At 66.4% G+C, this 23,315-nt stretch carries 14 protein-coding genes and 5 pseudogenes; 5 read left to right on the forward strand and 14 right to left on the reverse strand.

What is annotated here, in order from left to right:
• Positions 1-68: 68 nt before the first annotated feature.
• The 3 genes and pseudogenes from ACZK2V_RS12500 to ACZK2V_RS12510 form a co-directional block, all read right to left on the reverse strand.
• Positions 69-3,146 carry an efflux RND transporter permease subunit gene (locus ACZK2V_RS12500; RefSeq protein WP_486322418.1) on the reverse strand — a complete coding sequence of 1,026 codons (3,078 nt, stop codon included), beginning with the start codon at positions 3,144-3,146 and terminating at the stop codon, positions 69-71.
• Positions 3,143-4,313 (reverse strand): annotated as a pseudogene (locus ACZK2V_RS12505) (efflux RND transporter periplasmic adaptor subunit). Before ACZK2V_RS12505 ends, ACZK2V_RS12500 begins: the two are co-directional and overlap by 4 nt.
• A pseudogene (locus ACZK2V_RS12510) lies at positions 4,310-5,555 on the reverse strand (TolC family protein). Before ACZK2V_RS12510 ends, ACZK2V_RS12505 begins: the two co-directional pseudogenes overlap by 4 nt.
• A gap of 62 nt (positions 5,556-5,617) precedes the next feature.
• On the opposite strand from ACZK2V_RS12510, the pseudogene ACZK2V_RS12515 reads away from it, so the two are divergent.
• Positions 5,618-6,290, forward strand: a pseudogene (locus ACZK2V_RS12515) (response regulator).
• Positions 6,283-7,662: a sensor histidine kinase gene (locus ACZK2V_RS12520; protein ID WP_201116305.1), complete on the forward strand. Its 1,380-nt coding sequence runs from the start codon at positions 6,283-6,285 to the stop codon at positions 7,660-7,662. Before ACZK2V_RS12515 ends, ACZK2V_RS12520 begins: the two are co-directional and overlap by 8 nt.
• Before the next feature lie 526 nt (positions 7,663-8,188).
• On the opposite strand, the pseudogene ACZK2V_RS12525 reads toward ACZK2V_RS12520, so the two are convergent.
• From ACZK2V_RS12525 to ACZK2V_RS12535, 3 genes and pseudogenes are all read right to left on the reverse strand, one after another.
• Positions 8,189-10,532: pseudogene (locus ACZK2V_RS12525) on the reverse strand (GH92 family glycosyl hydrolase).
• 102 nt (positions 10,533-10,634) lie between these two features.
• Positions 10,635-10,958: a thioredoxin family protein gene (locus ACZK2V_RS12530; RefSeq protein WP_486322419.1), complete on the reverse strand. Its 324-nt coding sequence runs from the start codon at positions 10,956-10,958 to the stop codon at positions 10,635-10,637.
• Between the two features lie 5 nt (positions 10,959-10,963).
• The gene (locus ACZK2V_RS12535) at positions 10,964-11,380 is read right to left on the reverse strand and encodes a baeRF12 domain-containing protein (protein ID WP_019337746.1); all 417 of its coding nucleotides are present in this window, start codon (positions 11,378-11,380) and stop codon (positions 10,964-10,966) included.
• Between the two features lie 160 nt (positions 11,381-11,540).
• On the opposite strand from ACZK2V_RS12535, the gene ACZK2V_RS12540 reads away from it, so the two are divergent.
• From ACZK2V_RS12540 to proP, 3 genes are all read left to right on the forward strand, one after another.
• Positions 11,541-11,768, forward strand: coding sequence for a hypothetical protein (locus ACZK2V_RS12540; RefSeq protein WP_486322420.1), 228 nt, complete (start codon positions 11,541-11,543; stop codon positions 11,766-11,768).
• Between the two features lie 85 nt (positions 11,769-11,853).
• Positions 11,854-11,982: a hypothetical protein gene (locus ACZK2V_RS12545; RefSeq protein ID WP_256200907.1), complete on the forward strand. Its 129-nt coding sequence runs from the start codon at positions 11,854-11,856 to the stop codon at positions 11,980-11,982.
• Between the two features lie 260 nt (positions 11,983-12,242).
• Entirely contained in the window at positions 12,243-13,730 is a 1,488-nt protein-coding gene (gene proP, locus ACZK2V_RS12550) for a glycine betaine/L-proline transporter ProP (RefSeq protein ID WP_049422969.1), read from the forward strand.
• Positions 13,731-13,814: 84 nt separating this feature from the next.
• On the opposite strand, the gene ACZK2V_RS12555 is transcribed toward proP, so the two are convergent.
• The 8 genes and pseudogenes from ACZK2V_RS12555 to ACZK2V_RS12590 form a co-directional block, all read right to left on the reverse strand.
• Positions 13,815-14,429, reverse strand: coding sequence for a hypothetical protein (locus ACZK2V_RS12555; RefSeq protein ID WP_049422970.1), 615 nt, complete (start codon positions 14,427-14,429; stop codon positions 13,815-13,817).
• A 69-nt stretch (positions 14,430-14,498) separates the two neighbouring features.
• Positions 14,499-15,125 (reverse strand): ATPase, encoded by a 627-nt coding sequence (locus tag ACZK2V_RS12560; RefSeq protein WP_132810239.1) that lies wholly within the window; start codon positions 15,123-15,125, stop codon positions 14,499-14,501.
• Positions 15,126-15,128: 3 nt separating this feature from the next.
• Entirely contained in the window at positions 15,129-15,470 is a 342-nt protein-coding gene (locus tag ACZK2V_RS12565) for a type II toxin-antitoxin system prevent-host-death family antitoxin (protein ID WP_005413623.1), read from the reverse strand.
• A 70-nt stretch (positions 15,471-15,540) separates the two neighbouring features.
• Positions 15,541-17,136, reverse strand: coding sequence for a sensor histidine kinase (locus ACZK2V_RS12570; RefSeq protein ID WP_486322421.1), 1,596 nt, complete (start codon positions 17,134-17,136; stop codon positions 15,541-15,543).
• Positions 17,137-17,145: 9 nt separating this feature from the next.
• Positions 17,146-17,550, reverse strand: a complete 405-nt coding sequence (locus ACZK2V_RS12575) for a response regulator (protein ID WP_019337750.1) — start codon at positions 17,548-17,550, stop codon at positions 17,146-17,148.
• Positions 17,551-17,686: 136 nt separating this feature from the next.
• The gene (locus ACZK2V_RS12580) at positions 17,687-19,141 is read right to left on the reverse strand and encodes a surface lipoprotein assembly modifier (RefSeq protein ID WP_049422974.1); all 1,455 of its coding nucleotides are present in this window, start codon (positions 19,139-19,141) and stop codon (positions 17,687-17,689) included.
• Between the two features lie 90 nt (positions 19,142-19,231).
• Positions 19,232-19,996, reverse strand: a complete 765-nt coding sequence (locus ACZK2V_RS12585) for a Slam-dependent surface lipoprotein (protein ID WP_049422975.1) — start codon at positions 19,994-19,996, stop codon at positions 19,232-19,234.
• A 54-nt stretch (positions 19,997-20,050) separates the two neighbouring features.
• Positions 20,051-23,171, reverse strand: a pseudogene (locus tag ACZK2V_RS12590) (TonB-dependent receptor).
• Between the last annotated feature and the right edge of the window lie 144 nt (positions 23,172-23,315).

Genomic DNA, 23,315 nt, shown 5'->3' on the forward strand with positions numbered 1-23,315 from the left:
GGCTGGCTCGGCTGCGCTTCGCGCAGAAGCCAGAAGCAGCCGAGCATGGGCTCGGCTCTACATTATCGTCAGCCCGTCCGCGCCTCGCGGCGTCGGTGCACCCAGTAGTAGAGCGTCGGCAGCACCAGCAGGGTCAGCAGCATCGCCGACAGCAGGCCACCGATCACCACCACCGCCAGCGGCTTCTGGGTCTCGGCACCGATCGCATGCGAGGTCGCCATCGGCAGCAGGCCGAACATCGCCAGCAGTGCGGTCATCAGCACCGTGCGCAGGCGCTGCAGCGAGCCCTGCACCACCGACTGCAGCAGGTCCATGCCCTGCTCGCGCAGCTGAGCGAAGCGACTGAGCATCACTACCCCGTTCAGCACCGCTTGTCCGAACAACGCAATGAAGCCGATCGCCGCCGACACTGACAGTGGAATGCCGGTCAACCACAACGCCAGGATGCCGCCGATCATCGCCAGCGGTACGTTGGCCAGGATCAGCGCCGCGCTGCTGATGTCCTTGAAGGCATCGAACAGCAGTACGAAGATGAGCAGCACCGACAGCGGAATCACCCAGCCCAGCCGCTTCATCGCACGCTGCTGGTTCTCGAACTCACCGGACCATTCCAACCGGTAGCCTTCCGGCAGCTGCACACTGGCATCCACGCGCTTGCGCATGTCGGCCACCACGCTGCCCATGTCACGCCCGGCGATGAAGATGCTGACCGCCTTGACCCGCTGTGCGTTCTCGCGCGAGATATTGATCGCGCCGCTGGCCATGCGGAAGTCGGCCACGTCGGACAATGTCACCGTGTGGCCATCGCCGATGCCCACCGGCACCGTACGCAGCCGTTGCAGGTCACGGTCGGCATCGTCCAGGCGCAACGTGATCGGGAACCTGCGGTCACCCTCCCACAGCTCGCCAACCTGGCGCCCGCCCAGTGCGGTCTCGATCACTTCGTCGATGTCGCGCACGTTCAGCCCATAGCGTGCTGCACGGTCGCGGTCGATCTCGATCTGCAGTTGCGGCAACGAGCCATCGCGGTCAATGAAGGCACTCTCCACGCCCTCCACCCCACGCACCTGGCCCAGGATCGCCTGCGCCTGCCGGTTCAGTACGTCCAGATCCGAGCCACTGACCTTGATCACCACCTGGCCTTTGATCTGCGAAATGCTCTCCAGGATGTTGTCGCGCACGGGCTGCGAGATCGAGAACTCCGGCCCCGGAATGCGTTGCTCCAGCGTGCGCTGCAGGTCGCTCACCAGCTGCCGCTTGTCCACGCCCTTCGGCCATTCCTTCTCCGGCTTCAACGCCACCAGCGCCTCGATCTGGTTGGCGCCCTTGGCATCGGAGCCGTCTTCCGGGCGCCCCAGCTTGGCCACCACCGTCGACACCTGCGGGAAGGTGCCGACCAGCTCACGGATGCGCCGCGACTGCTGCTGCGCTTCGGCCAGGCTGGTGCTGGGGTCGAGTGTGGCGGTCAGCCAGATCGATCCTTCGTCCAGCTCGGGCAGGAACTCCGAGCCCAGGCGGGTGCCCAGTGCCAACGTACCCACCAGCAACGCCACTGCGGTCAGCACCACCGCACGTGGCCGGGCCAGTGCGCGCTCCAGGATCGGCCGGTACCAGTCGGTCAGGCGGTCCATCAGCGGGTTGCCGTCGCGCATGCGGTCGCGCCGCAGCCACCAGTAGCAGAACAGCGGTACTACGGTCAGCGCCAGGATCAACGCACCTATCAGCGCAGAGGTCACCGAGTACGCCATCGGCGCGAACATGCGGCCTTCCTGGCGCTGCAGGGTGAAGATCGGGATGTGCGCGGCGATGATGATCAGCATCGAGAAGAACGTCGGTCGGCCCACTTCCGATGCAGCCGAAAGGATGGTCGAGAACCGCGTCTTCCGATCGGCCGTAGGTGGCAGCTTCGACAATCGCGAGACGATGTGCTCGGTGACGATCACTGCGCCATCGATGATGATGCCGAAGTCCATCGCACCCAAGGACAGCAGGTTGGCCGGCACGCCCCACAGGTGCAGGCCAAGGAAGGTCGACAACAGCGCCAGCGGCATCATTGCCGCCACGATCAGTGCGGCGCGGGCGTTGTACAGGAACAGCCACAGCACCAGGAACACCAGCACCGCACCTTCCAGCAGGTTGCGGAAGACGGTCTTCAGCGTGGTCGACACCAGCCACGATCGGTCGTAGAACGGCTCGATGCTGACCCCGGCCGGCAGCTGGTTCGCTTCGATCTCGGCGATGCGCGCATGCAGGGCGTCGAGCACGTCGGACGGATTCTCACCCTTGCGCATCAGCACCATGCCGAACACCGCATCATCATTGCCGTCCTGGCCGACCAGGCCCTGGCGTGGCAGGCCGGTGTCGGCGACCCCGGCGAGGTCGCGCACCAGGATCGGCGTGCCCCCGCGCTGCGCCACCACCACGTTGCCGATGTCGCCCGGCGAACGCATCAAGCCCACACCACGGATCAGGAACTGCTGCTGGCCGCGCTCCACGTAGCCGCCACCGGCGTTCGAGCTGCCCTTCTCCAGCGCCTCGGCGAACTCACCGAGGCTGATGCCGCGGTCACGCAGCTTGTCCAGGTCCGGTTTGACCTGGAAGGTGCGCGCGAAACCGCCGAAGCTGATCACATCGGCCACGCCCGGCACGGTGCGCAGGCTGCGCTCCATCGTCCATTCCTGCACGGTGCGCAGCTGGGTCGATGTCATGTGCGGGCCCTTGAGCACGTAGCGGTAGATCTCACCCACCGCCGAACTCATCGCTTCCAGCTCCGGGGTCACCCCTTCTGGCAGCTCCACACCCTGCAAGCGCTCCAGCACCTGCTGCCGCGCGAAATAGTCGTCGGCCTTGTCGTCGAAAGTCAGGATGATCATCGACAAGCCGAACTGGGTATGCGAGAACACCCGCACCGAATGCGGAATGCCGGACAAGGCCACTTCCAGCGGCATCGTCACTTCGCGTTCCACCTCTTCGGCGGCGCGGCCCGGGTGCAGCGACACCACCGTCACCTGGGTGTCGGAGACGTCCGGGAAGGCCTCCACCGGCAGCACGCGGAACGCGGCGATGCCGCCGCCGATGAACAACAGCAGTGCCAGCATCACCATCAGCGGCTGGCGCAGGCAATAGGCAATCAGGCGATCGATCATGGGGCGGCATGCCCCGCGCCGGTGCTGGCGGCCGCTGGCGCGCTGTCGACCAGCTGCTGCAGCAGCAGGCCCCCTTCGACCACCACCCTGCTGCCAGCCGCCAGACCGTCACGCACCCACAGTCGACCGTCACCCAGCTCCTCGGCGTGCACGGCGTGGCGCACGTAGCGGCCCTTGCCCTCTTCCACGAACACTACCTGCTTGCCGTCGATCAGCAGCACCGCCGCATCGGGCAACGAGACACCGCCCTCGGCCGGCAACGCCACCTGGGCGCGCACATACTGTCCCGCCTTGAAGCCGCGTGCGCGATTGTCCAGCTCGGCGCGCCTGCACCACGCGGCGTTCGCTGTCGACGAAGTCATCCACATGCTGCAGGGCCGCCTGCAGCGGCTGGCCATCTGCACCCGGCACGCTCACCTGCATGCCGGCCTTCAAACGTCCGGCCAGGCTTTCGGGAATGTCCAGCAACAGCCACAGGCGGTCCGGATCGCCGATCACTGCCAACGGCTGATCGCTGTCGGGGCTGACCGACATGCCCGGGCTCATCCGCCGCTCCACCAGCACGCCATCGATGGGGGCGCGCAGCGGCAGGCGCTGGTCGACGCGCTGGCCGTTGCCATAGGCCTTGGCGAAGGCGGCCGCGCGTGCATGATCAGCCTGACTGCCAGCGAAGTTTGCCTCGGCCTCGTCCAGTTCACGACCCGACGCCACTCCCGCCGCATGCAGTTCGCGGGTACGGTCCAGTTCCTTGCGTGCCTGCTTCAGCTCGGCGCGACCACGGGCACCTTCAGCCTGAGCCTGGCCGAACTCGGGCGAGGTGATCCAGGCGATGACCTGGCCGGCTTTCACCTTCTGCCCCGGCTGTGCCTCGATGCGCGCTACCTGCCCCGACAGCGGCGTGTGCAGTGCGCTGGAGCGCGTCTCATCCCAGACCACCCGGCCCGGCAGCTGCAGGCTGGCGCTGGCGCCGGCACTCACTGTCTCGCTGCGCAGCACGTCCAGCTGGCGGCTGTCGGAAGGAAACTGAATCTGGCCGGCACTGACCCGAGGTGCGTCCTCAAGATAGGAAGCTGGCTCTCGACCACAGCCGCCCAGCAGGATCAGCGCCAGCAAGACGGGCAGCACGGCGTATCGCGCCTGCGGGCGATAGGCGACGGTGGACTTCATCGGGATTCTCCTTCGGCAACGGATGTGGCGGCTTCCCAGCGCGCCAGTGCAATGGCATGGTCGGTGCGCGCCTCGATCAGTGCGGCCTCGAAGTCGCGCCAGCTGCGGCGCGCATCCAGCAGATCGGTCAGATTGGCGGCACCGCGCCGGTACGCCAGTTCGATGCCCTGCACCGCCTTGCGTGCGGCGTCGGACTGCAGTCCCTCATAGTCGCTGCGGCGCTGTGCGGCGGACTGCGCGCTGGCCTGCAGCTGGTCCAGCTCGGCGCGTGCTTCGCGCTGCAGCACCTGCAGCTCCAGCGCGGCGCTGTCACGGTCGGCCTCGGCACGCTGGATCGCGCCGCGCGCGCGCGACGGCCCCCCCAGCGGAATGGTCAACGACACGCCCCAGGTAACACCGCTGATGTCGGTCGGCTCTCGTTCGGCCTCTACACCCAGCTGGATGTCGCGATGGCGCTCACTGCGCGCCAGAGCCACGCCCGCGTCGGCCGCAGCCAGGCGCGAACGCGCGGCACGCAGGTCGGCGCGCTGCTGCGGGTCGAACGCGCGCGTATCGACCCTGCCCGCGGGGTCTGGCCACGGATCATCGGCGCTGAGGTCATGGCTGTCGTCGCGGCCGAGCAGCAGCCCCAGCGCATGCCGCGCGTCGCGCAGATCCAGGGCCGCCTCGCGCGCCGCGTCGGCCACCGCCAGGTCGTCCACCGCCAGCCGCGCGATCCACCGGTGCCATCGCCCCTGTCGCGACCTGCTTGTCCGCCGCTGCCATCTGTTCGGCCGAACTCTGCCAGTTGGCCTCGGCAATCCGCGCCCGCTCCTGGGCGCCCTTCAGGCCGAAATAGGTTTCATGCAGCGCCACCTGCTGGCGACGCCGCGCATCGAGCATCTCCAGCCCGGCCACTTCCAGCAGCGCGTCGGCCTGGCGGATGCGCAGTGCGCGCTTGCCGCCGCGCTCCCAGGTCCAGCCCAGGCCCACGGTGCTGTCCACCCGCTTGTCCTGCCAGCGTCCGGGGCCGATGCCGTGCTTGGGGCTGATCTTGCTGGTGCCGATCGACAGCTCGGTGGCCGGGCGCAATGCCGCCGTCTGCGCATCGCCCTGCACACCGCGCAGCTCCAGTGCCGCTGCGCGCAGGTCCGGGTTGTGTGCTTCCATTGCGCGCTGCGCTTCCTGCAGGGACAGCGCCGAAGCCGCAGGCGCGCACAGAAGCGTGGCCAGCACGGCCGCAAGACGAGAGGAGAAATTCATGCACGTCACGGTAAGGTGATGCACTTGCGCCAAACTTGCCCCAACCTTGCACGAAGCTTGCAATGCGAATCCTGCTGATCGAAGACGACGCCGCTCTGGCCGATGGACTGATCCGCGCCCTGCAGGGTGCCGGTCATCTGTGCGACCACCTCTCGCGTGGACTGCACGCGCCGGCGGCATTGGCCAGCGCACCGTATGACGTGATGGTGCTGGACCTTTCATTGCCCGACGTCGATGGCCTGGACCTGCTCTCGCGCCTGCGCAACGACGGCGCCACCCTGCCGGTGCTGATCCTGACCGCGCGCGATGGTGTGGAGGACCGCATCCTCGGCCTCGACCGCGGTGGCGACGATTACCTGGCCAAGCCGTTCGCACTCGGTGAGCTGGAAGCCCGCCTGCGTGCACTGTCGCGCCGCCGCAGCGATGCACCGGCGCAGAAACGGCTGGGCCGGTTGTGCTTCGACAGCATCCGCAATGAAGTGCAGGTAGAAGGCCAGCGCATCGAGTTGACCGCGCGCGAACTGTCGCTGGTCGAGGCACTGATGCAGCATCCCGGCCGCACCGTGACCAAGCAGCGCTTGTTCGATGCGCTGTACAGCTGGGACCACGAGGCCAACCTGTCGGTGATCGAGGTGCATGTCAGCCGCCTGCGCCGCAAACTGGAACAGGCGCGCCGGCGTCGGCATCCGCATGCTGCGTGGGCTTGGATACCGGCTGGAGGCCGTGGGTGACTGAGCGCGTGCACAGCCTGCGTGGTCTGCTGCTGCGGCGCCTGTGGCTGCCGCTGCTGGTGCTGCTGCTGTGCAGTGCGGTGGGATCATTCGCGTTGGCGCGCTTCTATGCCGGCCAGGTCTACGACCGCTGGCTGCTGGATTCGGCGATGTCGTTGTCCGAGCTGGTGACGGTGCAGGACGGCCGCGCATCCATCGAGATCACCCCTGCGGTATCACGCATGTTCACCTGGGACACCGCCGACGAAGTGCATGGCGAGGTGGTCGATGCGGATGGCGGGCGCCTGTATGGCGACCTGCCCGAGGCATTGCCACGTCCGGCGAGCGCCGCCGCGAATGACGATGCGGTCTACTACGATGCGCGCCTGCGTGGTCAACCGGTGCGCATGGTCGAAGTGGTGGTCAGCGCCGGCCCGGGCCATGACATCCGGCTGCGCGTGGCCGAGACACTGCGCAAGCGCCACCGGCTGGAACGCAAGCTGCTGCTGACCAGCGTTCCGTTCCAGGCCGCGATCCTGGCACTGGCGGCGTGGCTGGCCTGGTCCGGCACCGGCGCCGCCGCCCGCCATGCCAACCTGGTCGCGCGGAAGCTGGCCAGCCCGCGGCCGGATCCATTGGCACCGCTGGATCCGGCGCAGGAAGCCCCGCGCGAACTGTGGCCGGCGGTGGAGGCTTACAACGCGCTGCTGCAGCGCCTGGACGCGATGCAGGATGCGCAGCGGCGCTTCGTCAGCAACGCCGCACATCAACTGCGCACCCCGTTGGCGGCCATGCAGGTGGAGCTGGAGAGTTCATTGCGCCAGCATGATCCGCAGGCCCAGCAGCTGGCGTTGTCCGGCACGCTGGCCGGGTTGGCCCGCTTGCAGCATCTGGTCAACCAACTGCTGATGTTGAGCCGCTCCGAAGATCCACATGGCAGCGCACTGCCGCTGCAGCCAGTGGACCTGGCCGCGTTGGCGCGTAGCGTGGTGGAGCGCTATGCGGACCGTGCATTGGCTGCAGGCGTGGACCTGGGTTATGACGGGCCCGACGACGGCGTGCAGGTACAGGGCGATCCGCAGCTGCTGCGCGAGGCGTTGGGCAACCTGCTGGACAACGCGCTGCGCTACGGTTCCCTACCAGGTGTGATCACCCTCGGCCTTCGGCAGGAGACCGAAGGCGTACAGGTATGGGTGGACGATGATGGCGCCGGCATTGCCGAAGCCGAGCGCACGCGCGTCACGGAACGCTTCTACCGGGCCAGCACAGAAGGCGACGGCTGCGGACTGGGATTGGCGATCGTGGCCGAGATCGCGCAGCGGCATGATGCGGCGCTGGTGATCGATACCGCCCCGATCGGTGGCGCGCGGGTGGGGATGCGGTTTCGATCCCGCTGACGTCCTGCGTGCCAACCAAGGTTGGCACCTACCCGGTCACGCCATCCGGTAGACGCCCACCTTGGTGGGCGCTGTTGACGTCCCGCATGCCAACCAAGGTTGGCACCTACCAAAAGCACCCCAGCCGGCGGATTCCGGTAGACGCCCACCTTGGTGGGCGCCGTTGTCCTCCCGCGTGCCAACCGAGGTTGGCACCTACCAAAGGCACCCCTCCGGCGGATCCCGGTAGATGCCAACCTTGGTTGGCGCTGTTGACGTCCCGTGTGCCAACCGAGGTTGGCACCTACCAAAGGCACCTCGGCCGGCGGATCCCGGTAGATGCCCACCTTGGTGGGCGCTGTTGACCTCCCGCGTGCCAACCAAGGTTGGCACCTACCAGAAGCACCCCAGCCGGCGGATCCCGGTAGATGCCAATCTTGGTTGGCGCTGTTGATGTTCCGCATGCCAACCAAGGTTGGCACCTACCAAAAGCACCCCAGCCGGCGGATCCCGGTAGATGCCAACCTTGGTTGGCACCTACCCATCATCACCGGCTCATCGAATACGGCGCCTGCGCGCCCTGCCCCGGCCATGCCTTGTTCGGCTCGGCCTGCATGCTGAAGCGCAGTTCGCCACCGGCCAGGATCTCGTCATGGCGCAGGAAGGTGCGCTGCAACGGCTTGCCGTTGAGGCTCACGCTGCCCACATAGGTGTGCCTGTCATCCAGCCCGTCGGCCACGATGGTGAAGGTCTTGCCGTTCGGCAGGCGCATTGCGGTCTTCGGCAGGAACGGGCGACCCAGGATGTACTCGCCCGAGCCCGGGGCCACCGGGTAGAAGCCCAAGGCGGTGAACACGTACCACGCCGACATCTGGCCGACGTCATCATTGCCGGCCAGGCCATCGGGGCGGTCTGCGTACTGGGTGTCCATGATCTGCTTCAGGCGCGCCTGCGTGCGCCACGGCTGGCCGGCATACGCATACAGATAGGCGACGTGGTGGCTGGGCTCGTTGCCGTGCGCATACCAGCCGATCAGCCCGGTGATGTCTTCCATGTGCTCGAAGATGGACGGGTCGACCTTGGCGTTGAACACCTCGTCCAGGCGCGCGAGCAGCTTGTCACTGCCACCGTGCGCTGCCGCCAGACCGGCCACATCCTGCGGCACGTACCAGGAGTACTGCCAGGCATTGCCCTCGGTGTAGTCGGTGCCGTATTCACTGGCGCTGGGGTCGAATGGCGTGCGGAAGCTGCCATCGCGCTTGCGTGCGCGCATGAAGCCGGTGTCTTTGTCGAAGGCGTTGCGCCAGTTGCCGGCGCGCTTGTCGAAGGTGGCCGCAACATCGATCTTGCCCATCGCCTGTGCCATGCGCGCGATGGTCCAGTCATCGAAGGCATATTCCAGCGTCTTGCTGGCCGCCTCACCTTCCTCGTCGATCGGCACGTAGCCCAGCTCGCGATACTGCGAGATGCCATCGTACGGGCCGTAGTTGGCGGTCTCGACCATTGCCTTCAGCGCCTTGTCGGCGTCGAAGCCGCGGATGCCCTTCACGTAGGCGTCGGCGATCACCGGCACCGCGTGGTAGCCGATCATGCACCAGTCTTCCAGGCCGTGGAACGACCACACCGGCAGCATGCCGTAGGGGCTGTGCTCATGGTGGGCCAGCATCGAATTGACGAAATCGCTGTTGCGCTTCTCCGGCTGCACCAGCGTCAGCAGCGGATGCAGCGCGCGGTAGGTATCCCACAGCGAGAACGTGGAGTAGTTGGTGTAGCCCTTGGCCTGGTGCACGGCGTTGTCCGAGCCGCGGTACTGGCCATCGGCATCCATGAACAGCGTTGGCCCCAGCATCGTGTGGTACAGCGCGGTATAGGCGCTGCGTCGCGCATGTTCCGGCGCATCGATATCGAGCACCGACAGCGCCTGCGTCCATTCCTGCTTTGCCTGCGCGCGAATGCGGTCAAAATCGAAGTCCGCCACTTCCGCGTCGAGGTTGGCGATTGCACCGGCTTCACTGACCGGCGAGATCGCAACCTTGACCACCAGCGGTGCGTCCAGCTTGCCGAATGCGAAGGTACCGACCAGCTGACGGCCTTCGATCTGCGCCCGCTGCGCTGGATCCTTCTCGCCCGGCGGCGGGAAGCCCTTGTAGACGATGTCCTGCTCGGTGTTGTGCAGCTCATGCCCGGCCAGCGGGCGCGAGAAACGCATCGCGAAATACAGCTGGCGGCCCGGCGCCCAGCCGCGCGTCTCGCGGAAGCCGGTCACCGTGCCATCGGCGCGCACCCGCACCCGCGACCACAGCACCTTGCCCGGGTAGTCGTACATGCTGGTGCGCATGTCCAGCAGCACCTTGGCATCGGTGCCCTTTGGGAAGGCATAGCGGTGCACGCCCACGCGCGCTGGTAGTCAGTTCGGCGCGCACCTTGTAGTCGTCCAGGGTGACCGCGTAGTAGCCCGGCTCAGCCTTCTCGTCGTCGTGGCGGAAGCGCGACGCGTAACCGCTGCGCGGCTTTTCCGGATCACCGCGCTCCAGGCCGGGATTACCGGTGAACGGCATCAGCAGGATGTCGCCGAGGTCCGAATGACCGGTTCCGGAAAAATGCGTGTGCGAGAAGCCGACGATGCTGCTGTCGTCGTAGCGATAGCCGGCTGCCCAGCCATAGGCCTTTTCGCGTGGCTGGATGCGTGTGTCCGGGCTGAGCTGGACCATGCCGAACGGCACCGTGGCACCCGGGTAGGTGTGGCCTTCACCTCCAGTACCAATGAACGGGTCGACCGAGGCGTAGGCCTTGTCGGCGGCGGTTTTGGCGGGAGCGGCCGACGCCAGGCCGGAAGCGAGCATTGCCGTGGCGGCGACAGCAATCAGGAGACGACGGTCCAGCGTGGGCATCGGCGTTTGGATCGATTCAGGTGGTAGCCGGATGCTAGCACCGGGCCTGTCACGCCGCATGCTGCAGTGCGACTGCCCGGGGTCCCGCGCCGGGTTCAATCATCAACCGGGAAGCGCGCTCTGCAACGACATGAGGTCCGCACTGTCCAGCGGCCTCACCACCCGCGCGACCTCTTCTCCATCGCGCAGCAGCACCACTGTCGGCCACAGCTTCACCTTGAACGCTCGCCCCAATGGCCTTCCCTTGCCATCCTCGATCTTCCAATGCGGCAGATCGTTCGCTTCGACGAAGGCCTGCAACGCGGGCTGCGCAACCTGGCAATGACCGCACCAGGGCGCACCGAACTCCAGCACCTGCCACCCAGCCTGCGCCGCCACCCCCGCAAAGGTGGGCTCGTTCGGAAGGTGATCACGCATGAACGGCATCAGCGCTACGCCGCCAGTGCCTTCTGGATGTCTTCCAGCGGCGCGTTGGTCAGATCCTTGGCAATATCCCCGAGCAAACGCGCCTGGACCTCTTTATGCAGCAACGGACGAATACGACCCAGCGTGGTCGGGTCGGCGATCAACACCAGGTGCGCATAGCGGTTCTTCAAGGCATCCTCATTGAGCTGTTCGGCCACCTGCTTGGCGAACGTCGCCTCGTTGAGCTGCGAGACCGACATGTCCTTCGGCACTGCACCCGCAGGCCCCTGCCCGGACACGCCCTGCTCACTGATGTCCTGCAGGCGCAGCTCGCCCTCCTGCTTCAGGGTCAACTGATGGTTGCTGCCCACGTTGGTGAACACCCGTGCCGAACCACCGTCGGCTACCACGATCAGCGTTCCTTCGGGAATCGTCCGCGCCATTGCATCCTCCATCAATTTGAAAAGTGGGTGTGCCTCACCTTATGCACGCAGATGTCACCAGAGTGCGTACAGGATGTGATTCCGTCATCGCAATCTGAAATCCGCCCTAAATTTACCCAAAGGCCTGCCGCTATGGCCTCCATCATCGCGAGGAACCTCTGTGCACGCTGGCTCACTGTTCCACGTCTGCTTCGCCACCAGCCTGGCCATTGCCGGCTGCGCCGGCTGCATCCACCAGTTCCTGCAGGGCCAACCGTTTTTCGCCCTGGCCATCATGCTCTCGGTGCTCACCATGATTGGCGCCGCACTGGTCACGCGGAAACTGGCACTGCCGGGCGCCTTGGCGATGGCCTGCACGGTGTTCGGTTTGATGGCGAAGTCGGCCTGAACCATCTGAACAGGCGACGTGGAACACAGCGTGCAGATCAGCCCGCTTCGCTGCACGCTCACGCCGGTGCCGTTATGATGAAGGGATGATCGACACGACCCACTACGTGACGGGCGCACCTGTTACGTGGGAAGCACTGCCGACCGGCGCTTCGCTTGCCACGATTGCTCCCGCCCTGCATTTCCATCGCCTCGCGCTGGATCCCGGCGGCTGACGCCCGCAGGCCCCCTGCCTGCTCCCCCACGCTGCTGTGACACCCGGCCGCTGACTGCGCTGCCGATGTGATCCCGTTGCTGCGTTTCCGCCCCTGCGGCGGTGCTTTGCCGTGCGCGCGCCCTCGTGCCTGCACACATTCCCCGGCCCCCACGCCGCCTTCCGATGCCCCTGCGCCACTTGCGCCTGCATCGCCGTTTCCGACTTCCGGGACACACCACAGCACCCATTCCCCTATTCCATACCTACAAGGGAGCCCCTATGCAGGACACGCCCGATTCCCATGCCCACTTCGGCTGGTTCAAACGCCGCCGCCACCTGAAGGTCGATGAGATCACCGTCGTCGACAAGCCCATGCTCAAGCGCGCCGTCGGTGCCGCTGCACTCGGCAATGCCATGGAGTGGTTCGACTTCGGTGTCTACGGCTATCTGGCCGTCACCATCGGCCAGGTGTTCTTCCCGTCGAGCAATCCCACCGCACAGGTGATCGCGGCCTTCGCCACCTTCACCGTGGCATTCCTGGTGCGTCCACTCGGCGGCCTGGTGTTCGGCCCGCTCGGCGACCGCTATGGACGCCAGAAGGTGCTGGCGTTCACCATGATCCTGATGGCGCTGGGTACCTTTGCGATCGGCCTGATTCCTTCCTACGAGCGGATCGGCATCTGGGCACCGGTGCTGTTGCTGCTGGCGCGCGTGGTGCAGGGCTTTTCCACCGGTGGCGAATATGGCGGCGCGGCCACCTTCATCGCCGAGTATTCCACCGACCGCAACCGCGGGTTGATGGGCAGCTGGCTGGAGTTCGGCACGCTGGGCGGCTACATCGCCGGCGCCGGTACGGTCACCGCACTGCACATGCTGTTGAGCAACGCACAGATGCTGGACTGGGGCTGGCGCATTCCGTTCCTGGTGGCTGGCCCACTCGGCCTGCTCGGCCTGTACATGCGCATGAAGCTGGAAGAGACCCCGGCATTCCGCGCCTTCGCCGAGGAAGCCGAGAAGCGCGAGCACGACCGGCCCGGGCTGGCCGCGCTGATCCAGGTGCACGGCCGCCAGCTGCTGGTGTGCATGGGCCTGGTGCTGGTGTTCAACGTCACCGACTACATGCTGTTGACCTACATGCCCAGCTACCTCAGCGTCACCATGGGCTACGCCGAGAGCAAAGGCCTGCTGCTGATCATCATCGTGATGCTGGTGATGATGCCGCTGAACATCGTCGGCGGATTGTTCAGTGACAAGCTGGGCCGCCGGCCGATGATCATCGGCGCCTGCATCGCGCTGCTGGTACTGGCGATTCCATGCCTGCTGCTGGTCGGCAGCGGCAACGACTGGATGATCTTCCTTGGCCTGATGCTGCTGGGCCTGGCGCTGGTGTGCTTCACCAGTTCGATGCCGTCCACGCTGCCGGCGCTGTTCTATACCCCGGTGCGCTACAGCGCGCTGTCGATCGCCTTCAACGTCTCGGTATCGTTGTTCGGTGGCACCACGCCGCTGGTGACCGCGTGGCTGGTGGAGCGTACCGGCGACCCGCTGGTGCCGGCCTACTACCTGATGGGCGCGGCGGTGGTCGGCCTGATCACGATGCTGTTCGTGAAGGAAACCGCCGGCCTGCCGTTGCGTGGTTCACCGCCGGCCGTCGGCAGCGACAGGGAAGCTGCGGCGCTGTTGAAGAGCGATGTGCCGGTCACGGTGGACCCGAGCCTGCCGCCGCTGCCGGACGTTGCTGAGCCTGAGCAGGTGAAGCCGGCCTGAGGCTCGCCGCGAAATGCCACACGCATGGCCTGGATCTACATGGGGCCTGTGGCGCCGGGCGGATACGCCCGGCGCTACCTGGCGCTATTTCTTGATGCGGGTCAGCTTCCCCGGCGTCCAACGCAGCGTCCAGGTGTAGTTTCCGTCCGGCGGACAGACGTGGCGGAAATCGCGGGGAATTTCGCAGACCGTTGCGCCTGCGGTAACAGTGAAGGCAACGATGATCCGGTTGCCCTCGATTCGGATCGACCGCACCGCGCCAGGAATCTGGATGCCGGCATCATCGCCATAACCTGATTCCCGGATGGCCGCGAAATCCTCCGCCTCCGTCCGCGACAAGCTCTTCGGGTTCTCCTGGCCACGCGGATCGTTCGCTGTCAGCGCTGTCATCACCGCCACCACATTGCTCTGCGCGAAGCTGCCACCGGTGTAAGTGGACGTGTAGAAGTACACAATTTCGGAACGGCCATCGCCATCGAGATCGGCAACCCCCGTCCACACCGGGCGGAAGTCCGATTCGATATCGTCACCGGGAATCAGCCGCAGGTTGGCTTCGGCAGCGTGGTAGGCCTGTACCAGGCTGGGCGGCGATGGTCGCTTGGCGGCGGGCGACGCGGCCATCGCCGGCAGGCAGGACAGCGCCAGCGCGGCAATCGCCAGACGGATCGGGGTCGAGCGGAGCATTGCAGGTCCGTGCATGTCATCCTCCTTGATTGTGCGGTCAGTCTAACCGCAGCTCCGGTGGCGCAAGTCATGCACGGCGCGGATCTACTGCGGGGTGTCCAACTCCATCGCGCGCATCACGATGGGTTTGGCCCAGTCCGGCGTGTGCAGCAGTTCGGCCACCGAGACCGGGTACTGCAGCTGGCCGCGCTCCATCGCCAGCACCGGGAGGGGCGCGGCGCAGCCTTCTGCGTCGGCCGGCGCGCTGTTGTCGTAGACATGCAGCTCAGCCAGGTGCGGCAGCAGGTCCAACAGGTTCTCGCGCGCCGAATCGAAGCGGGCGTGGATCTTTTCCACCGGAATATCGTGGCCACCGGCCTCTACCCGCGCCGCCACGCGGGCGATGTGCAGCTCGACCGTGGCCAGGCCACAGAACCAGATCGCGACGTGATGGTGCTCGCAGGCCTCGCGCAGCAGGCGCGGAATGGTGTTGCCACCCAACGTGGTCTCGAAGGCGAAGTCCGTGCCATCAGCCATGGCCTGGCGCAGGCGGCGGGTGCCTTCCTGCCAGGCCTCGGCATTGGCTTCGGGCAGCGGCCAGCCAGCCTCGACCAGGCGGCGGGTGAACGAATCGGGGTTGAACCAGCTCAGCCCTTCGGCTTCCAGCCAGGTACCCAGCAGCGAACTTTTGCCGGCGCCATTGACGCCGGCCAGCACCAGGATCCGCCCCATCGTTCAGAGCGGACGGCCGAGGGTGACCTTGCGGCCACGGCGGATCGGCTGGCCCAGCACCTTGCCCAGCCCCTCACCGCGCTGCAGGCTGGCCAGGGTCTGGTCAAACTCACCGCGCAGGCGCAGCAGTTCTTCACTGCGCTCACCGGCGTCACCGCCGGCGGCCTTGGCCAGCAGCTCCTGATACGTGCGGATATCCACGATCACCGCTTCCGGATGATTATGGTTGGTGATGACCAGTGCCTGCTTCTCGCGCACGGTGCGCATCAGGCTCGGCCAGCCACGGGTCTTCACCGACGAAGCCGGGGCCTTTTCGAGGCCAGGCAGATCCAGCGGCAGGGTCATGGCACGGCTCCAGACGGGGATAGTTGAGGCCATTATGCCCAATTTGGCCCAATTGGGGATAAATGGACCTTTACCTGACGGAACCCTCCGCCGCCGCGCCCGGAGCATCGGTCTGCAGCAGGCTGTCGCGCTCCCGCAACGGGAAGCGGATCCAGGCATCCAGGCCTTGTGGGCCAAAGCGCAGCTCCCCGCTGCCAGCCAGTTCGTACGGCACGCGCTGCTCGATCAGCGCCCGGCCCAGGCCGCGCTGGAGGGGCAGCTCCCAGTCCTCCACCTCGGCATGACGCTCGCACCAGTGCAGGCCCAGCCATGGCTGGCCGGCCTGAACCTGCAGATCCCAGGTGACCTCGATCCGGCCATCCTCATGGGTGAGCGCGCCATGCCTCAGCGCGTTGGTCGCTAATTCGTGGATCGCCAGGGACAGTACTTCGGCTGCTTTCGGCGGCAGCAGCACGTCCTCGCCCTGCAGGCGGTAGGCGGCCGCTGCCGGCGTCTGCGCAGCGATCTCCTCGTCGAGCATGCCACGCAGGCAGACGCCGGCATTGGCACCACGGGTCAGCAGGCTCTGCGTGCGTGCCAGCGACATCAGTCGCCCGCACAACCGTTCAGCGTATTCATCCACACTGCTGACCGACTCGCGGGTCCGCCAGGCAATGGCATGGATGGTCGACATGATGTTGCGCACCCGGTGCTGCAGTTCGGCCAGCAATACCGATTGACACTCAGTGGCACGCTTGAGGTCGTCGATGTCCACCGCGATGGCAAATACCCCGCTGACCTCACCGTCGCCATCGCGCAGGGGCGCGGCAGCGACGCGGGTCCAGCGCGCGCGGCCATCATCATGCAGGTACTGGAACTCCAGCCCCGGCACCACGGTCTCGCCGCGCATCGCGCGGGCGATGGCGAAGTCGTGCGCCTCGATGGCGTTACCGTCCGCATGCCACCCGCGCCATCGATGCAGGTTCACCTCATCCGTGGAAGGCACCTTGCCGCTGGGCAGGTAGGCACGCATCTGGTCGTTGGACAGCTGCAAGCGCCCCTCGGTGTCGACAATGCAGACACCTACCGGCAGCACCTTGAAGGCCAATGCCAGGCGCCGGTCCGCCTCCCGCCGCTTCTGCTCTTCGCGCTCGCGTGCCAATTGGGCCACATGTGCCGCTGTGGTCTCGAACATGGTCACCAACACGCCGTTGATGCGCCCCTCCTCGCCACGGATCGGGCTGTAGGTAATGGTGAACCAGACGTCCTCCAACCGCCCTCGGCGCGCCAGAGGATAGAGCTTGTCCTCGTAAGTGATGGTTTCGCCCTGCCAGACGCGCTGGTAGATCGGCCCGTTGATATGCCACACCTCGGGCCAGCACTCGCGGGTCGGCTGGCCGAGCCCGCCGGGATGCTTGTCGGCCAGGATCTCGGCATAACCATCGTTGTAGAGCTGCACCAGCTGCTCGCCCCACAGCACGATCATCGGGAAGCCATGGGCCAGCATCAGGTCGACGGTGGCGCGCAGGTGGGGCGGCCACTGCTCACAGGCACCCAATGGCGTGGACGACCAGTCGTGGCGGGCGATGCGCGCGGCCATGCCATCGTGGCGCGCATGCTGGCGCGGCGCAGGTGGCATCGAGCCACGCAGCTTGGCAGCGTGGATGCCTTCAGGACCGCGCGACATGCCGCGCAATCAGGCGATGCCCGCAGAGACCTGCGGCGCCGCCACCAGCCCGGCCAGCTGCTGCACCAGGGTTTCGATGTGATAAGGCTTGGTACAGCGCGGCGCGCTGGCGAAGCGGCTGGGCAGGTTGTCGTCGTAACCGGAGGTCAGCAGAAAGGGCGTACCCGCCTCGGCCAGCCGATCGGCCAGCGGATAGACCTGCTCACCGCCCAGGTTGATGTCCAGCAATGCCACATCGATGGGATGGGTATCGACCAGTTGCCCCAGCGCCTGCAGGTCACCGGCCGGCCCCACCACCTGTGCGCCTTTCAGCTCCAGATAGTCGACCAGGAACATCGCGATGGCGAATTCATCCTCCGCCACCAGTACACGCAGCCCTTTCAGGCCCTCTGGTTTGTTGCCCGCTTCCAGCACGACCGGCGCTCCTCGATACACGCGGCCCAGCTCTGCCGCAACGCCCGCAGGATGCGCGAACCGGGCTACAAGAGCGCGTGATGATGGATGAAGATCGCGGCCACGGCCCGTTCACCGCGGCATTGCAGCGGCGTGTTCAGAAGGCCCGCTCCCACTTCAGGCTGAGCAGGCTGCGGTCGTGGCTGTACAGCCAGCCAACGTTGCTGTCGATGCGCGCGTAGCGCAGGCTCAGGCTGGGTACCAGCCCGGCCACGGCAAGACGCTCGCTGCGCACGATGGCGATCAGGTTCTGTTCGTCGTCCTGCCTGCGCGCCTCCAGCAGCGGACTCCAGGCATCGTAATCGCGATGGCGCAGCGACACGAACACCGTGGCCGTGGTGCCACTCCACTGCCGTGCCGCGCCCAGCCGCAGGCCGCGCTGGCGGTAGCCGTTGGCCGGGTCGGCTGCGCTGCTGCCGGTGACATCCAGCCCGGCGAACACCGTCCAGCGCGGATTGAACGCGCGGAACCAGGTGGCATACAACGATGCCAGCTCGCCGTCGTAGTTGCTGGCCAGGCCCTGCTGGCGATACCGCTGGCGCTTCCAGTCGGCCTCCAGCTTGAGCAGGCTGCGCGCATCCAGGGCATATTGCCATTCGCCATGCAGCCCGCTGCCGCCCTGCAGGGCCCGGTTGCCGAGGCTCTGATAGTCATAGCTGGGGGCGATCTGAAGGGTATGCCGTGCGCTACGCCAGCTGTAACCCGCCTGCACGTTGGCATTTAGCTCGTTGTAGGCGCTCTGCCCGCGCCATGCCTGGCCGAATGCAAGGCCACGCACGTACACGCCATGGTGGCCCCTCAGGGCCCAGCGACGTTCGAGGTTACCGTCGTAGTCCAGGCCCATGGCGCGCTGGGCATCGGGAAGATTGCGCTGGATGATGCAGGTGTCGCCTACCCCGAACAGGCAGGTGCGGCTGGCCGAACTACGGTTGATGTTGTCACTCCATGCCGGGCCGGCGGACAGCGCGCCTTTCCAGCGCTGGCGCGCCTGCAGCGCAGCCAGATAGGCGTCCACCCGTCCGCGTACACCTGCGGTGGCAGGGTCATCGGCATTGATGCCATCCGCGATCGCCGTGAACAACGCCACCGCATCGCGATCGCGCTGGTCCTCAGCGTAGACGCGCGCCAATTCAAGGCGGGCCGGCAGGAAATCCGGCTGTGCCTCCAGCAGCGCTTCGTACTCGTTGGCCGCGCGATGGTGATTGCCGGCCACCCGCGCCAGGCCGCCCTGCGCATAGTGGCGCAGCAACGGGTCGTGGCCAGGCAGTTCGATGTATTCATCCAGGAAGCGTTGCGCGGCGCCCCATTGCTGATGCTGCAGCGACAGGTACAGCGCCTGGCCCAGATCGTCGACCGTGCGCTCCACGCGCAGGGTCTGGCCGTCGATGGTGATGGTCGGCCGCGCCGACTCGGCCTGCTGCAGGCGCTGCTGGTCCTGCTGCTGGTGGCGAAGGTCGGTGCCCTGTTCAAGCACGCGTCGAAGATCGTCCTGCTGGGCGCGCACATCGGTGGCAGCCAACAGCAGTACGACAAGGAAGATGGAGTGGCGCATGGTCGATCCGTGGTGGTGCATGCAGCGGGCCGAAGCAGGGACTGGCGGATCGCGGCTTGTCCCTGCCCTGCCCCGTCAGGGGCGTGGCGATCAGTTCTTGCTGCCGCCGAAGGCGGTGTCGTACTGGCTGTTGCCGGCGAACGTGGCGATACCGGCCAGGGTGGCGGCGTTGGCGCCGAAGAACTGGCCCTGGGTGGCACCGGCAACGGTGCCGTTGGCGGTGGCGGTACCCGCGAACGAGGCGTTGGCGGCGTTGATGTTGGCGTTGACGTTGATCGCCAGGCCGCCACCGGTCAGGCCGCCGAGCAGCTTGCCGCTGCCGAAGTCCGCACGGAAGGTGCCGGACAGCAGGTTGCTGCCGTTGAACTTGTTCAGGCCCGCGACGCTGTAGGTGGCCACACCGGCGGGCAGCGTGGTGCCGGCACGGTCACCGACGAAGTACACCTGGCGGTTGTTGAAGCCACCGGCGGCGCCATCCTTGGACCATTCGCCGAACCACACATCGCCGCTGCCGACCTTGACGAAGTTGAAGTGGCCCATGCCGGCATGGCTACCTGGTGCGCCGGTGATCGGCATGGCCAGGGTACGCACGGCGGTGCCATTGACGGTGGTGGTGCCCGAGTACAGGCTCAGGCCCTGGAAATCGACCGGCTTTGCGTTGGACACGGTGCCGACGCCGATACCGGCCTTGCCTGCCTGGTGCGGGCCACCGTTGACCTGCGATTCGCCGACGGCGACGTACAGCTCGGCGTCGGTCACCGGGCTGGCCGCACCGACGATGTCAGCGGCATGCGCGGCGCCGGCCAGGGCAAAGGTGGCAGCAACGGCGAGCACCGAGCGGGAGATCATCTTCATGGTATTGCTCCTTGGGTTGTGGGAACTACGGGTACAACGCTTGAAAGCGGGAGGTCAGAAGCGCGCGGTGATGCCGAGCTTGAGGGTGCGGCCCGGCGCCGGCAGCGTGGAGCGCGTGGCCGGGTCGACGTAGTAGCGGTTGCCGAGGTTGCTGCCCACCAGCTCGACGCTGGCGTGCTCGTTGAAGCGCCAGCGCGCGTATGCATCGACGGTGGTGATGTTGCCCCAGGTGAACGGCACGTTCTGCCACAGCAGGCTGCTGCCACCGGCCAGCAACCGGTCGCGGTAGGCCTGCAGGTCGGGGTTTTCGTGGCGCTGGTAGTGCACGATGCGGCTGCCCAGTTCCAACCGTTCATCGAACAGGCGCGTACCGAGCGACAGGTTCACCGACAACTTCGGAATCGCCTGGGTCAGCAGGTAGCCACTGACGAAACCGTCCTGCACGCAGTTCGGCACCAGGCCACGGTTGGCGTCCAGCAGCACTGCCGTGCTTTCGTCGCACACCTCGTTCTCCAGCGTGCGCGAAATACCCAGGTCGGTGAAGAACCGCCGGTTGTCGAAGCGTGCCTGCAGCTCGATGCCGCGGATGGTCTGCTTGTCGATGTTGTCGAACAGGAAGTAGGCGTCGCGCTCGATCACGTTGCGGGTCTTGTGCACGTAATAGGCCAGCTTGACGTCGGCATCGGCCGTGTTGCCGAACAGGCCCGACAGGTTGTGCACGTAGCCCAGCTCGTAGTTGTAGGCATGCTCGGGCTTGAGCGTGTACAGCGGATTGAGGCTGCTGGAGAAAGCGATGGTGCTTTCGAACATGCTGGGGAAGCGCACTGCTTCGCTGTAGCGCAGGTAGACGCGCGGCCCTGGACAGGTTCACCGTGGCCGAGAAAGTGGGCAACCACGCGTGATCGCGGCGGCGGTCATTGCGCCCGTCCACCGGCCGCGACTGCATGGTGTTGCCGATATTGCAGACCAGGTCGCTGCCGGGGTAGATCGGCAGCACGCCGGGTATCGCCGCCACCCTGCCGTTGAGACAGGGGTTGGTCGCACGGGCATAGTTGCCGTTGGCATCGGGCAACCACGGAAGCCGATGTTCCACCGCCTGCGGCGTCTCGTAGTACGCCAGCAGACCATGCAGTGCATCGTCAATCACCGAACCCATGCCGATGCTCTCCCAGAACTCGCGTTCGGCCTCCAGTGCATCGATCTCCGCTTGCAGGCTGGCCGGCCGCTCGGGCAGCTCATTCGTCCGGTAGGTCGCCTCCTTGCTGCCCAATCCCTTGGTCAGCAGCTCCGGATGCGCCTGCAGGAAATCATCGAAGGCCCAGTAGCGGCTGTAGCGCACGCCGGCGTTGAGGGTCAGGAAGTCGACCGGACGCCATTCAAGGTTGAGATAGCCTTCGCCCTCCTGGCGCCGGCCAGCACGTGGAAACATGCGCCATCCATCGGTCGTGCCGAAGTACGGGTCGCGCGAACCCAGCTTCTCGTACTGCCAGTTGCCGCCCACGGTCAGGTCCAGGGTGGAATGCAGCGCAAAGCGGTTGCTCAGGGTCAGGCCGGTGCGGTCATTGCGCGCATTTGCCAGTGCGGTGTTGCGCAGGATCGGGCTGACCCCGGGATTCCACGCCGGATTGCCCGGTGCGAAATTGGGAAACCCACCGGCGGTATAGGTATCGCTGTCTGTCTCGGTGCGCCACAGGTTGGCGTAGAGGTCCAGCCAGCGGCTGCCGGCCGGCTGGAAGCGGTATTCCAGGTTCCAGGCATCGGACGCAACCCGGCTGAGCGGCCACTGGATGCGTCCGTAGTCGGGCGCCGACAGGATGCGCGACGGCATGATCTCGCCGTAGTGCGACAGCGTGCGCCGCCAGGTCGCCTTCAACTGCTGGTCATCGTTGATCTGCCAGCTGCCCTTGACCAGCCACGACTCCTGTTCGCTGGATGTATTGGGCACTTCATCGCCCGGTTTGAAGTAACGCGCCAGCGTGGTGATGTAGTCGATGCCCTGGTACTCGTACTGCTCGCGCCGGTCCTGGTCGTAGTACGCGCTCCCCTTGCTGCCGGAGAAGTAGTTGCCGCGCTTGCGCCAGGCGTAGGCAGCCATCAGGTCGACGTTGTCGCCGCGTACGCCCAGTGCCAACCGCCAGGCCTGGTCTTCGCCATCGAAGGGGTTGTTGCCACTGCGCGACTTCACCGGCACCACCAGGGTGCGGTCGTCATAGGGCGAGTTCGGCGAGCCCTGCGGGAAGCCCGGTACGTTTCGGTAGTCCTCGCCGGTGTGCAGGCGAGGCAGGCGTGGGGCCACCGCATTGCTGCTGCCTTCGATCTTCAGCTCCCCGCCGAAGCGCTCGCCGGCAGCAACAATGTCGTCAACGTCGATGGTCTTGATCACCAGCGCACCACCGATCCCGCTGTGCACATCGCGCACCAGCCCTGGCCCCTTGATGACCTGGATGCCACCAATCAGGTTGGGATCGATGTAGTTGCGGTTGCTGACGCCGTTGTAGCCACGCCAGACCGTGAGCGCCTGTTCGCCACCGTCGATGCTGACCGGCACCCGCCCGGGCCCCTGGATGCCGCGGATGTTGATGTCCAGCGCGCCGCTGTTGCGCGCATCGCCGCTGAACACGCCGACCAGATCCTTGACCACGTCGGCCGGGTTGGAGCCGCGGTAGCGCTCCACCCGGTCGCGCCCCGAATACGCCGTGGTCAGGTCCAGCGCGAACACATCATCGTAGCCGCGCCGATCGCGGGCCTCACCCCCTTCCGACTGAAGGCGACCGGCCACGTCCAGTGTCTCGGTCACCCGCACCCCTTCCCCTTCACCCGCCTCCGCTGCGGCCCGCAGGCTCCAGGTGCCGTCCATGCCGCGCTGTGCGCGCACGCCGCTGCCGCGCAACAGCTGCTGCAGCGCCTGCATCTGGCTGTACTCGCCTTTCACTGCGCTGGAGCGGCGGCCTTCCACCAGGTCGCTGCGGAACACCACCTGCACATCGGCCTGGCGGCCAAAGGCACGTACGGCATCAGCCAGTGGCTGCTCCGGGATGGCGTACTGGCGCACCGGCGCGACGATCGCCGGTTGTGCCTGCACGGCCGGCACCCAGGCCAGCGGCAGCAATGCGGTGGAAACGGCCAGGGCCAGAACGGTGGCGCGGCGATGACAGGCAGATGCCGTGGACGGCATGGACAGGAACTCCTCAAGCGTGGCTGGACCACGGGCACATCCGGTGCCGGTGGTGTGTCTGGCTTGAGGAAAAACGGTGTTTCGCTCTGGCTATACCTCTATAGACAGCGGGACACTGCAGGTGCCCACGGTTTTTTCATGTTT

This window comes from Stenotrophomonas sp. 93052_Sma, from assembly GCF_056481145.1.

Excerpts from the sequence above, each read along its gene's own strand:
- ACZK2V_RS12500 (WP_486322418.1), bottom strand. The coding sequence starts at position 3,146 with ATGATCGATCGCCTGATTGCCTATTGCCTGCGCCAGCCGCTGATGGTG.
- ACZK2V_RS12530 (WP_486322419.1), bottom strand. The coding sequence starts at position 10,958 with ATGCCGTTCATGCGTGATCACCTTCCGAACGAGCCCACCTTTGCGGGG.
- ACZK2V_RS12535 (WP_019337746.1), bottom strand. The coding sequence starts at position 11,380 with ATGGCGCGGACGATTCCCGAAGGAACGCTGATCGTGGTAGCCGACGGT.
- ACZK2V_RS12545 (WP_256200907.1), top strand. The coding sequence starts at position 11,854 with ATGATCGACACGACCCACTACGTGACGGGCGCACCTGTTACGTGGGAA.
- proP (WP_049422969.1), top strand. The coding sequence starts at position 12,243 with ATGCAGGACACGCCCGATTCCCATGCCCACTTCGGCTGGTTCAAACGC.
- ACZK2V_RS12555 (WP_049422970.1), bottom strand. The coding sequence starts at position 14,429 with ATGCACGGACCTGCAATGCTCCGCTCGACCCCGATCCGTCTGGCGATT.
- ACZK2V_RS12560 (WP_132810239.1), bottom strand. The coding sequence starts at position 15,125 with ATGGGGCGGATCCTGGTGCTGGCCGGCGTCAATGGCGCCGGCAAAAGT.
- ACZK2V_RS12565 (WP_005413623.1), bottom strand. The coding sequence starts at position 15,470 with ATGACCCTGCCGCTGGATCTGCCTGGCCTCGAAAAGGCCCCGGCTTCG.
- ACZK2V_RS12570 (WP_486322421.1), bottom strand. The coding sequence starts at position 17,136 with ATGTCGCGCGGTCCTGAAGGCATCCACGCTGCCAAGCTGCGTGGCTCG.
- ACZK2V_RS12580 (WP_049422974.1), bottom strand. The coding sequence starts at position 19,141 with ATGCGCCACTCCATCTTCCTTGTCGTACTGCTGTTGGCTGCCACCGAT.
- ACZK2V_RS12585 (WP_049422975.1), bottom strand. The coding sequence starts at position 19,996 with ATGAAGATGATCTCCCGCTCGGTGCTCGCCGTTGCTGCCACCTTTGCC.